The following is an 11,146-nucleotide window of genomic DNA, read 5'->3' as shown; positions in this document are numbered from 1 at the left end:
GCCCTAGGCGGACGCTAACACAGCCGCGGTCACCGCACCCGTTCGATCAGAAGCGGCAGAACCTGATGTCGGAAGCCAGAATCGCCTTGGCACCGATGGCAGCCAGCTCGTCCATGATCTCGTTGACGCCCCGGCGCGGCACCAGGGCGCGGATGGCGACCCAGTCCGGATCGGCGAGCGGCGCGATCGTCGGTGACTCCAGTCCGGGCGTGATGGCCGTGGCCTTCTCCAGGACGGAACGCGGGCAGTCGTAGTCGAGCATCAGGTACTGCTGGCCGAACACCACCCCCTGGATCCGCGCCACCAGCTGATCGCGCGCCGCCCGTGTCCCGTCTTGGCCGTCCGGGTCGGCCCCCTCGATCAAGACCGCCTCCGAATCGCACAGCGGGTCACCGAATGCCACCAGGTCGTGCAGGCTCAGGGTGCGCCCCGAGCCGACCACGTCGGCGATGGCGTCGGCCACGCCGAGTTGTACCGAAATCTCCACCGCGCCGTCGAGCCTGATGACGGTGGCCTCAATCCCCCGCTGGGCCAAGTCTTTTCGAACCAGATTCGGATAGGCGGTGGCGATCCGCTTTCCGGCCAGATCGGCCGTTGTCCAGTCCCGCCCGGCCGGCGCGGCATACCGAAAACTCGACGACCCGAAGCCCAACGCCAGGCGTTCGCGCACCGGCGCGTCCGAGTCGCGGACCAGGTCGCGTCCGGTGATGCCGAAGTCCAGCTGCCCCGAACCCACATAGATCGCAATGTCTTTGGGCCGCAGGAAGAAGAACTCGACCTGGTTGACCGGGTCGATGACGGTGAGATCTTTGGAATCGGTGCGACGCCGGTAGCCCGCCTCCGCGAGAATTTCGCTGGCCGGCTCGCTCAGCGTGCCCTTGTTGGGAACCGCGACCCGTAGCACGCTCACAGCTTCCGGTAGACGTCGTCGAGGGACAGGCCGCGCGCGATCATGAGCACCTGCGTCCAGTACAGCAATTGGCTGATCTCCTCGGCCAGTGCGTCGTCGGGTTCGTGTTCGGCCGCCAGCCACACCTCGCCGGCCTCCTCGAGGATCTTCTTGCCCAGCCCGTGGATGCCGCCGTCCAGTGCGGCGACCGTGGCGCTGCCGGGGGGCCGGGTGCGGGCGCGCTCCCCCAGTTCGGCGAACAGATCCTCGAAGGTCTTCACGGCCAGCGATTGTTTCACGCGGCGCGCAGCAAAGTCACCCCGGTTTCACTCTGGTGACGTTTTGAGCCACCCGGTCAGTCGAATCCGGCTAGCGTGATCCGCAGCGCCTCTTCCAATCGCACGTGAAACGGTGGGCTCCCGGCGGTATCCGAAGTCAGCCAGCCATCGAGAACGAATTTGACTGTGGCCAAGCTCGTGTGGATCAAAAGCGCGGGCCGAATGTCAACTGCCGCATCGACACCCATGCGGTTTGCGACTTGCTCGATCAGCTTGCGGTGGTCGCTTTCGCTGACGAGCACGGATTTGCTCAACAGGTGCGGCGCGGTGGCGACGGCCTCACGCCAGGTATCGAGGTTGCCAGCCTCGCTGACATCGTTGGCATGCGTGACGAACAGCTGGATCAACGCCTCGACCGGCGACTCGTGAGCGGGCCGGGCGCTGTAGGTGCCCACGATCTCGGCGGCGGCCTCGCGGACCGGATCGACCAGCAGCCCCTCCTTGGTGGGCGCGTACCGAAAGTACGTGCTGATGGAAATGCCGGCGGCCGCCGCGATGTCCTCGGTGGTCACCGCCTCGAAGCCGCGCTCGGCGAAGAGCTGGTGCGCGGTGTGCTGAATCTGGGTGAGCAACGCCGCCCGGCGCCGGTCCCGCAACGAGCCGGTGTTTGCTGACGGCATATCTTCACCTTCGTCAATGCAACATTCAATCCCCGCGGCGCAGTCCAGCGACGAACCGAGATGAGTGACTCTACACTATTGAAAGTCCCTATCAAGTAGGCTAGTGTGATGCGGCACACACCAACGAACTGCAGAGTCTAAGGGCTTGTTGACACTATTTTAATAAGAATAGCCTTCAATCGCGCTCAAGGTCGTCTGCTCGGCACTCAGGAATACAGGGGTGGGGAGAGGGCCGATGAATGCGGTAGCTGGTACGCGATGACCGGCGCCACTAGTTTGCTGGTCGGGCTGCGGGTCATGCCGTTATGACGACACAAGTCGACGGAGTCGCCGCCGTTCGGGACTGGTCGGTCGGATACGTCAAACGTCACCCGGTCGCCTCGCTGACGACGGTCGGCGAACAGTTCGTTTTGGGTGTGCGCACCGTTCAATACTTCTTCTTCGACCTGATGACCGGGCGATTCCAATGGCAGGAATTCGTCCGCCAGGGCGCGTTCATGGCCGGCACCGCCGTGTTGCCGACGATCCTGGTGTCGCTGCCCATCAGCGTCACCCTATCCATCCAGTTCGCGCTGCTGGCCGGCCAGGTCGGGGCCACGTCGCTGGCCGGAGCGGCCAGCGGGCTCGCGGTCATCCGGCAGGGGGCGTCGCTGGTGGCCGCGGTGCTGATGGCGTCGGCCGTCGGGTCGGCGATCACCGCCGACCTGGGTTCGCGCACGATGCGCGAAGAAACCGACGCGATGGAGGTGATGGGCGTCTCGGTGATCCGCCGTCTGGTGGTCCCCCGCCTCGCCGCAGCCGTGATGATCGGCGTGGCCCTCACCGGCGTCGTGTGCTTCGCGGGATTCTTCGCGAGCTACATGTTCAATGTGTATTTCCAGAACGGGGCACCGGGCAGCTTCGTTTCGACATTCGCGTCGTTCGCGACGACCGACGACATGATCTTGGCGCTGGTGAAGGCGATCGTGTTCGGCGCGATCGTGGCCATCGTGTCGAGCCAAAAAGGCTTGTCCACCAAGGGCGGACCAACGGGCGTCGCGAACTCGGTGAACGCGGCGGTCGTCGAGGCGATCCTGCTGCTGATGATCGTCAACGTAGCGATCAGCCAGCTTTACATCATGTTGTCGCCCAGGACGGGGCTGTGACGTGACGGCCTCCGCTTATCTACCGCTTGCCCCGATTTCGGTCCCGCTCGTAAGGCTCTACCGCAGGGGCAAGGTACCGATCATCCGGCTCGGCCATTTGTTGGTCTTCTTCGTCCGGGCGCTGGTCGCCGTGCCGCTTGCCCTGCGCCAGTACCGGGGCGAGTTCTTGCGGCTGTTGTCGAACATCACCTGGGGCAACGGCTCGATCGTGGTGGGCGGCGGCACCGCCGGCGTGGCCGTCGTCCTCGGCACGACCGTCGGCGCGCTCGTCGGCATCGAGGGCTACAACTTCCTGGATCTGCTCGGCCTCGGTCCCGCCACCGGGTTCGTCTCCTCGCTGGTCAACACCCGCGAGCTGGCCCCTCTGATGGCATCGCTCGCCTTCGCCATGCAAGGCGGCTGCCGCTTCACCGCCCAGCTGGGATCCATGCGCATCGCCGAGGAGATCGACGCGTTGGAATCGATTGCGATCCGCCCGATCCCTTACCTGGTGACCACCCGGCTGATCGCTTCGGTGGTGGCGATCGTTCCGCTGTACGCCGCGTGCCTGGCGATCGGCTACCTGAGTACCCAAATAGTGGTGGGGATCGGCAGTGGCGGCTCGACCGGTTCCTATCTGCACTACTTCACGCTGATGCTGGCCGGCCAGGACATCGTCTATTCCTTGATCAAGGCCGTCATCTTCGTCTGGATCGCATCCACGATCCAGTGCTACTACGGGTACTACGCGAGCGGCGGCCCCGAGGGCGTCGGGGTCGCCGCGGGACACGGTATGCGAGCCAGCATCACCGTCGTGATCATCGTGAACATGCTGCTAACCATGGCGCTGTGGGGCGTCGACTCGGGCGCACGGTTCGGCGGGTAGGTCGCGAAATATGCCCAATTCCTTTGAGATGGACGGACGCGGCCCCTCCGACCGGCAGCTGTTCGGCATCGGAATTGCGGTCGTGGTGGTCAGCGCCCTGCTCACCATCGCGATGTTGGTCAAATCGACTGGCAGGCTCAACGATTACGTGCGGGTGATCGCCGACCTGGTGAACGTGGGTGATGGCCTTCCGCAAAAGTCGGACGTGAAATACCACGGTGTCCTTGTCGGGACGGTCAACGGCGTCGTGCCCGCAGCGCACGGCGAGCCCAACTTTGTCCACATCGACCTCAAAGAGGAATACGCCAAGTCGATTCCGGCCAACGTGACCGCGCGCGTGGTGCCCAGCAACGTCTTTGCCGTGTCGTCGGTTCAGTTGGTGGGCTCCCCAAACCAGGTGGGCCGTTTGAAGATCCGCGATGGCGCGCACATCCCGGAGGACAAGCGGCTTCCGACCGTTCTGTTTCAAACGACCGTGAGCAAGCTGCGCGACGTGCTCGCCGCGGCCGGGCGCGACCGCGATGACAGGTCGGTGGGGATTCTGGCCGCCCTGGGCGCCGCCACCGACCACCGCCGGGTGAGTCTGCTCAACGCAGGTGCGCAATTGAATCGACTTCTCGATCAGCTCAATTCGATTGTCAGCACCGACACCGGCCCCTCCACGGTGTCCGCATTGCTGGCAGCGACCAATGGGCTCGCGCAGACGGCGCCCGATCTGCTCGACGCATTGCACCAGGCCGTCGAGCCGATGCGGACCTTCGCCGAGACCCGCGGGCAACTCGCCTCGCTATTGTCGGGTGCGGACTACACGGTCGGCACGACGCGACGATCGTTCGACAACCACATCGACCAACTCATCCGGATAACCACGGATTTCACCCCGGTCCTGGGTGTGCTGGCACAGAAGTCGAACAACTTCGTGCCCGCGGTCGCCAAACTCGACAACCTGGCCAACCAGTTCATGGAGCAGGTCTGGAACCCGCAGACCAATCTCGGCAACATGCGCGCGATGCTGACGTTCACCCCCAGCTCCACCTACACGCGCGCCGACTGTCCGCACTACGGCGAACTGAAGGGACCCAGCTGTTTCACCGCACCGCTGATTCCGGTGCGGCCCGATCTGCCCGACGTGCTGCTGCCGCAGAACTATCAACCACCCAAGGATCTGGCTCCGCCGCCGGGCACCGTGATCGGTCCGGACGGAAACCTCGTCGCGGTGGGTCCGCCGCTGATCAATCCAACCCCCAACTTGTCCGACCCCAATCCCCCACTGCCCGCTGGGATTGCGCCGTCACCGCCCGTGCCCGGGAGCGCGAATCCCGATAACCCGTCGCCGGGGGCGCCCGCGACACCACAACCGCACGAGCCGTGGGTCGCGCCGGTGGCGCCCAAGGCGCCGTGGATTCCGCAGGCCTCCTTTGGCGGCTCCCGTTTCGGGGGCAACGTGGGACCCGTTGGGAGCCAGTACGAACGAAACGTGCTTGGCGTGATCACCGGCGCGCCCGCGACCGAAGCCACCGAGTTGCTGCTGGGTCCGGTCGCGCGCGGCACCACGGTGTCGCTGGCTCACCCACCCGCTCCGTCGCCCGGGGAGGCCAAATGAAGTTTCGCGGCCCACTCATCGCGCTGACCCTGTTCATGGTCGTCTCGCTGACCCTGACCTGGCTGGTGTACGTGAGCCTGCGGCGCGACGTGGCGGGCAACACCGCCAAGTATTCGGCGGTGTTCAGCGACGTGTACGGGCTTCGCGAAGGCGACGACGTCCGGATGGCCGGAGTGCGCGTCGGCCGCGTCGAAAAGATCGATCTCGACGGGAAACTGGCGAGAGTCTCGTTCGTGGTGCAGCAAGAACAGCGGTTGTTCGGGAACACCCTCGCGGCGGTGACGTATCAAAACATCGTCGGCCAGCGTTACCTCGGACTGTCTTTGGGCAAGGAAGGCAGTCCGGAGCCGCTCCTCCCGGGCAGCACTATCCCGCTGGAACGCACCGAACCCTCTTTCGACGTGACTACGCTGCTCAACGGCTACGAACCATTGTTCAGCCTGCTGAATCCCCACGACGCGGACAACCTCACCAAGGGCATCATCGCCTCGCTACAAGGTGACGCGTCATCGCTCACCGTGCTGGTGGGCCAGACGTCCACGCTCACAGAGACGTTCGCGGGCCGAGACCAGGCCCTCGGCAGCGTGATCACCAATCTTGACAAGGTGATGGGCAACCTGGCCCAGCAGAACGACGACCTCGACGGGGTCATCACGCAGACCCGTAGCATCGTCGGCGAGCTCGACGCGCGGCGCCCGGACCTGGTTGCCTCGGTGGGCTCCCTGGCCCGGGTGACCGGCCGGCTGTCGGCCTCGGCCACGGACGTTTACCCGGCACTGCGCGAATTCATCGATCGCCAGCCGGGCGTCACCAAACACATCATGGATGTCGAACCGCAGGTGGCCTTCTTCGGCGACAACATCCCGCTGCTGCTGAAGGGGCTTACCCGGGTCGGCAATCAGGGGGCGTACGGCAATGCCTACGTGTGCGACGTGAACTTCATGGGGTTCTTCCCCGGCCTCAACGATGTGGTGCCGATCATCATCAACGCGGCGACGCCGGGCAATAAGGCGTGGCACACCCCCAGATGCAGGAGTACGGCTGATGGCTGATTCGTCCGTACGGCTTCGACTTTCGGGGATGAGAAGGCGTCCGCTGGAGAGCTACAACAAGACCTGGCTTGGGTTCATCGCTGTCGGGGTGGTCGCGGTGATCATCGGGGTCATGCTGCTCGTGCATGCCCTTGGCGCCGGGTATCGGCACTACACCGCGGAATTCCTACAGGCGGCCTCGCTGCGGGCCGGCAACCCGATCGTGGTCGCGGGCATCCCGGTGGGCAACGTCACCAGCATGAAACTCGTCGGTGACCATGTGGAGGCGGGGCTGAAGATCCGGGACAACATCGCGCTGGGCAAGGATTCCCGGGCGCAGATCAAGGTCACCACCATTCTCGGTTCGCGGTACCTCGCGCTGGAACCCAACGGCCCGGCGCACCTATCCAACAACACCTTCGACTTGGCGCACACCGAGGTGCCCTACGACCTGCAAGCCGCGTTGCAGGACGCCACCACCACCTTCGAGCAGGTGGACTCGGACCGGTTCGCACAATCGCTTGCGGTGCTCGGCAAGCAGCTTGAGGGCCTGCCTGCGGTTGTGCCGCAAGCGATTTCGAACATCAACACTCTTTCGTCGATCATCGCGGTACGACGTGACCAACTCGGACAGCTGCTGCGCAGCACGGAGCAGGTGACCAACACGCTGCGGCGTCAGCAGGCCGGCATCGGAACGCTGGTCGACCAGGGCCAAGACCTGCTGGGCCAATTCGTCGCGCGGCGCGCCGTATTCCACGCGATGATGCAATCCCTCTCCAGCCTGGTCGACACCATGAGCCAGGTTGTTGTCAACGACCGGTCTGGTCTGGACGCACTGATCAAAGACATGCGGGACTTCACCAACCTGATGTCTGCGCACGACGACCTGTTGCACAGCATGCTGCAAACCAGTCCGATCTTCTTCCGGGAGGCGGCCAACCTCACGGGCGACGGCAACGCGATCAACTTTAACGCCCCCAATGTTCCGTTGATCGACTCGTGGATGTGCGCGATCAGTGGCCGTGCCAAGCAATTCGGCATGATCCAGTATTTCAAGGACTGCAAGTGACGGGGCCGGCGTTCAAAGCGGTGGCCGTCGTCGCCGCCGTAGCGGTCATGGCGGCGGTGGCCGGCATCGGTTGGTGGTACCTGGGTCCCGACGAGGACGCGATCACCTTGACCGCCCAATTCGACAGCGCCTCGGGCCTCTACGAGGGCAACGTGGTGGCGGTACTGGGCATGCCGGTCGGCAAGATCACCAAGATCAATCCCAAGGGCGGCTATGTCGAAGTCGAATTCACCGTCGACCGCCACGTCAAAATTCCGGCCACCGCGCAGGCCGTCACGGTGTCGACCTCAATCCTCACCGACCGGCAGATCGAACTCACGCCGCCCTATCACGGCGGAGCGACCCTGGAAAACCACGACACCATCGGCTTGCCCCGCACCAAAACGCCCGTCGAATTCAGCAGTGTCCTCAACGTCTTGGACAAGGTGACCAAGTCGCTCGAGGGCGACGGACATGGCGGTGGCCCCATCGCCGACGTGCTGGGCGGCGGCACCGAGGTGGTCAAAGGCAACGGCGAGAAGATCAAAGCGGCGCTGGGTGAGCTCTCCGAGGCGCTGCGGCTGTCCAGCGACGGCGGCGCCACAACCCGCGAGCAGATCACCACGATCGTCAGAAACATCAGCACGCTGTTCGATGCCGGGGCCGCCAATGACACGAAGTTGCGCGAATTCGCCTCCACCATCCATCAAGTCAGCCAGATCATGGCCGACGAGGACATTGGCAGCGGCAACACCGGACGCAAACTCGATCAACTGATCCAGCGGGCCGGCGACCTGCTCGACGCCAACCGCGACAACATCAAGCAGGCCGCCCTCAACGGCAATGCCACGCTGAAGATGGTGACGGATCAGCGCCGCGACCTGGCCGAGCTCCTGGACCTTGCTCCACTGGTGGCCGACAACGCCTACAACATGGTCGACCGGGCGAACGGCAGCGTGCGCGCCCGCTTCCTCACGGACCGGTTGCTCTTCGACAGCCAGTACACCAAAGAGATCTGTAACTTGATGGGCCTGCGGCAACTGGGATGCAGCACAGGGACGATTCAGGATTTCGGTCCCGATTTCGGCTTGACCTATGTGCTGGACGGGATGGCCGCCATGGGGCAGAAGTGACGACCGCGGGCGCGCGGGGAATGCTTGCGGCGGTGGCCGCGGCAATGGTCACCGCGGGATGCGCCACGAACGGCCTTGCCAGCCTGCCCCTTCCGGCGCCGGGGCTGGGCTCGGGAGGCTATTCGCTGAACGCGGTGTTCTCCAACGCGCTCAACCTGCCGATGAACGCCAAGGTGAAGCTCGCCGGCGCCGACGTCGGCCAGCTCGAATCGATGGTCGCACGCAACTACACCGCGGTCACCCGGCTGCGCATCAGGGACGGCGTGCGATTGCCCCTGGGCAGCACCGCCGAATTGCGCACCGCGACACCGCTGGGCGACGTTTTCGTCGCGCTCAAGCCGCCGGCCGCGGACGATCCCGACGGGCCGCTGTTGAAGAACGGCGACACCATCGGCCTGGATTCGACGGCGGCCGCGGCGACCGTCGAGTCGGTGCTGAGCTCAGCGGCGATTCTGGTGAACGGCGGTGCGGTACGCAATTTCACCAACATCATCAACGGTTTCGGCAAGGCGACCGGTGACCAGGGCCAGGCATTCGGGGACATGATCCGCAAATCCAACGAGTTGCTCGGGAGACTGGATTCCCGGTCCGATCAAATCTCGAGCGCGTTGACCCAATTGTCGCGACTGGCTGACCAACTCGACGCCAAGAACCAGACGATCGCCGACCTGATGGCGGCGGCCAGTCCCGCCACTTCGGCTCTGGCAGACAACACCACCGAGCTTTCCGATCTGGCCGTGCAGGTGGGCGACACCTCCCGGTTGTTGGCCAGGTTCCCGTCGATCGGTGGGACCGACACCAGCGGCCGCAGCATCATCCGTGACCTGAACACGGTCGCCGGGGCCGCCAACGACGTTGCGGTGAGCCCCGATACCAGCTGGCTGGCGCTTAACCGGCTGATTCCCGCACTGGTCAAATCGACTGCAGGAAACTCGATTTCGGTGAACGTAGGCGTGGACAAGATCATGCTCGGTTCGATCCCCGATATCGGATTCCCCGGTGACATCGGACTGCACGGACCGCACCACTACAACGTGAACCTGCTCGTCGGCACCCTCAAGTACACCCTCTGGCGGCTGCAGGAACGTGTGGTCGGCCGCGGTCCGAACTCACCGCAGGTTCCGGTCATCCCGGACCCGAACATCCCGGGCCAGATCGACGTCGCACCCGGGCCCCCGCCGGCACCGGCCACGCCAGGATCGCAGCCATGATCCGCGCCGTCGACAACTTCGCCAATGCCGTTGTGCGAGCGGTGCGCACCGGTCACCGGCAGCAGGTCTGGCTGTCGGTGGCCGGGTTGGTGCTCATCTTGGTCGTTGCCACCGCCTACCTGCTCATCGGCGCGTTGCGGGTGAAGCCATTCGCCTCGTCGTACCGGGTCACCGTGCAATTGCCGGATTCCGGCGGCCTGCTGCCCAATCAGGATGTCGCGCTGCGAGGAGTGCGCGTTGGCCGGGTCGAGTCGCTGCAGATCACCGACAACGGGGTGAACGCCGTCGCCAGCATCGCGTCGAAGGTGCGGATCCCGGCGAACAGCTTCGTGCACGTGTCGGCGCTCTCGCCGGCCGGTGAGCAATACATCAACTTCGAGGCCGCATCCGACGCCGGACCGTACCTGCACGACGGCAGCCTCATCACGTCCGACCACACCGCCGTCCCGGTCAGCTTGGCGCAGTTGCTTGCCGACGCCGACGGGCTACTGGCCCAGGTCGACCCCCACAAGCTCGAGTTGATCAAAAAGGAGCTGAGCCTGAGCAAGGAGGGCCCGGCGAAGCTGACCGCCATCGTCGACGGCGGCACCTTCCTGCTGTCGACCCTTGATTCGGTGCTGCCCCAGACCACCAGCATCATCAAGACCAGCCGGGTCGTGCTGACGCTGGTAAGCGACAAGAACGCCGGCTTGGGTGCTGCCGCAACGGAACTCGACAAGACGCTGACCGGCGTGGCCAGGATGCAAGCCGGCTATCGCCGGTTGACCGGCCAGACACCGCGCACACTGTCGGCTGTCGACAATCTGTTCGCGGACAATTCCGACACGATGGTCCAGCTGCTGGGCAGCATGGCCACCATGTCGCAGCTGTTCTATCTGCGGGTGCCGGCGCTCAACGCGCTGTTCCCTGACTACCGTGGTTCGGTGTTGGACGCGGTGACGAGCACCTTCCACGACCACGGGGTGTGGGCGACGGCCGACCTCTATCCCCGTTATGTGTGCGACTACGGGACGCCATCGCACGCCTCCTCCGCCGCCGACTACTACGAGCCGTTCATGTACACCTACTGCCGCGACGACGACCCCGCGGTCTCGATCCGCGGCGCCAAGAACGCGCCGCGGCCGGGCGGTGACGACACCGCCGGTCCGCCGCCCGGAGCGGACCTGGGCCAACGGACCGACCCGACCCCGCGGGGCCGCTACACCATCCCCACCCCCTACGGCGGGCCCCCGCTGCCGATCGAACCGCCGCACTGAACCCGAA

General features: G+C 65.0%; 11 protein-coding genes. 8 read left to right on the top strand and 3 right to left on the bottom strand.

From position 1 onward, the window contains the following. Nucleotides 1-46 precede the first annotated feature (46 nt). The 3 genes from hisG to A5750_RS00580 are packed head-to-tail and all read right to left on the bottom strand — an operon-like array spanning nt 47 to nt 1,847. Nucleotides 47-904 carry an ATP phosphoribosyltransferase gene (gene hisG / locus A5750_RS00590; protein WP_066946911.1) on the bottom strand — a complete coding sequence of 286 codons (858 nt, stop codon included), beginning with the start codon at nt 902-904 and terminating at the stop codon, nt 47-49. 2 nt (nt 905-906) lie between these two features. Then, on the bottom strand, nt 907-1,188 hold the full coding sequence (locus tag A5750_RS00585) for a phosphoribosyl-ATP diphosphatase (RefSeq protein ID WP_066946853.1): 282 nt from the start codon (nt 1,186-1,188) through the stop codon (nt 907-909). 56 nt (nt 1,189-1,244) lie between these two features. Beyond that, nucleotides 1,245-1,847, bottom strand: a complete 603-nt coding sequence (locus A5750_RS00580) for a TetR family transcriptional regulator (RefSeq protein WP_066946857.1) — start codon at nt 1,845-1,847, stop codon at nt 1,245-1,247. 305 nt (nt 1,848-2,152) lie between these two features. On the opposite strand from A5750_RS00580, the gene A5750_RS00575 reads away from it, so the two are divergent. The 8 genes from A5750_RS00575 to A5750_RS00540 are packed head-to-tail and all read left to right on the top strand — an operon-like array spanning nt 2,153 to nt 11,139. Beyond that, nucleotides 2,153-2,992 carry an ABC transporter permease gene (locus tag A5750_RS00575; protein ID WP_066946858.1) on the top strand — a complete coding sequence of 280 codons (840 nt, stop codon included), beginning with the start codon at nt 2,153-2,155 and terminating at the stop codon, nt 2,990-2,992. A 1-nt stretch (nt 2,993) separates the two neighbouring features. Continuing rightward, nucleotides 2,994-3,857: an ABC transporter permease gene (locus A5750_RS00570; protein ID WP_066946863.1), complete on the top strand. Its 864-nt coding sequence runs from the start codon at nt 2,994-2,996 to the stop codon at nt 3,855-3,857. A 10-nt stretch (nt 3,858-3,867) separates the two neighbouring features. Then, nucleotides 3,868-5,460, top strand: a complete 1,593-nt coding sequence (locus tag A5750_RS00565; RefSeq protein WP_067260597.1) for an MlaD family protein — start codon at nt 3,868-3,870, stop codon at nt 5,458-5,460. Further along, nucleotides 5,457-6,512 carry an MlaD family protein gene (locus A5750_RS00560; protein WP_066946871.1) on the top strand — a complete coding sequence of 352 codons (1,056 nt, stop codon included), beginning with the start codon at nt 5,457-5,459 and terminating at the stop codon, nt 6,510-6,512. Before A5750_RS00565 ends, A5750_RS00560 begins: the two co-directional genes overlap by 4 nt. Then, nucleotides 6,505-7,560, top strand: a complete 1,056-nt coding sequence (locus A5750_RS00555; RefSeq protein WP_066946875.1) for an MCE family protein — start codon at nt 6,505-6,507, stop codon at nt 7,558-7,560. The genes A5750_RS00560 and A5750_RS00555 overlap by 8 nt, the downstream gene beginning before the upstream one ends. Next, on the top strand, nt 7,557-8,672 hold the full coding sequence (locus A5750_RS00550; RefSeq protein ID WP_255360739.1) for an MCE family protein: 1,116 nt from the start codon (nt 7,557-7,559) through the stop codon (nt 8,670-8,672). Before A5750_RS00555 ends, A5750_RS00550 begins: the two co-directional genes overlap by 4 nt. After that, nucleotides 8,669-9,883, top strand: a complete 1,215-nt coding sequence (locus A5750_RS00545) for an MlaD family protein (protein WP_197505317.1) — start codon at nt 8,669-8,671, stop codon at nt 9,881-9,883. The genes A5750_RS00550 and A5750_RS00545 overlap by 4 nt, the downstream gene beginning before the upstream one ends. Then, the gene (locus A5750_RS00540) at nt 9,880-11,139 is read left to right on the top strand and encodes an MlaD family protein (protein WP_066946881.1); all 1,260 of its coding nucleotides are present in this window, start codon (nt 9,880-9,882) and stop codon (nt 11,137-11,139) included. Before A5750_RS00545 ends, A5750_RS00540 begins: the two co-directional genes overlap by 4 nt. The last annotated feature ends 7 nt before the right edge of the window (nt 11,140-11,146 follow it).

Origin of the sequence: Mycobacterium sp. 852002-51613_SCH5001154, from assembly GCF_001667425.1 — a bacterium.
Lineage (GTDB): Bacteria > Actinomycetota > Actinomycetes > Mycobacteriales > Mycobacteriaceae > Mycobacterium.
This window is presented reverse-complemented; position numbering and strand designations above follow the sequence as displayed.

Bases quoted from the DNA above. Each gene is read 5' to 3' on its own strand.
- A5750_RS00575 (WP_066946858.1), top strand. From the start codon at position 2,153: ATGACGACACAAGTCGACGGAGTCGCCGCCGTTCGGGACTGGTCGGTC.
- A5750_RS00565 (WP_067260597.1), top strand. From the start codon at position 3,868: ATGCCCAATTCCTTTGAGATGGACGGACGCGGCCCCTCCGACCGGCAG.
- A5750_RS00540 (WP_066946881.1), top strand. From the start codon at position 9,880: ATGATCCGCGCCGTCGACAACTTCGCCAATGCCGTTGTGCGAGCGGTG.
- A5750_RS00555 (WP_066946875.1), top strand. From the start codon at position 6,505: ATGGCTGATTCGTCCGTACGGCTTCGACTTTCGGGGATGAGAAGGCGT.
- A5750_RS00580 (WP_066946857.1), bottom strand. From the start codon at position 1,847: ATGCCGTCAGCAAACACCGGCTCGTTGCGGGACCGGCGCCGGGCGGCG.
- A5750_RS00560 (WP_066946871.1), top strand. From the start codon at position 5,457: ATGAAGTTTCGCGGCCCACTCATCGCGCTGACCCTGTTCATGGTCGTC.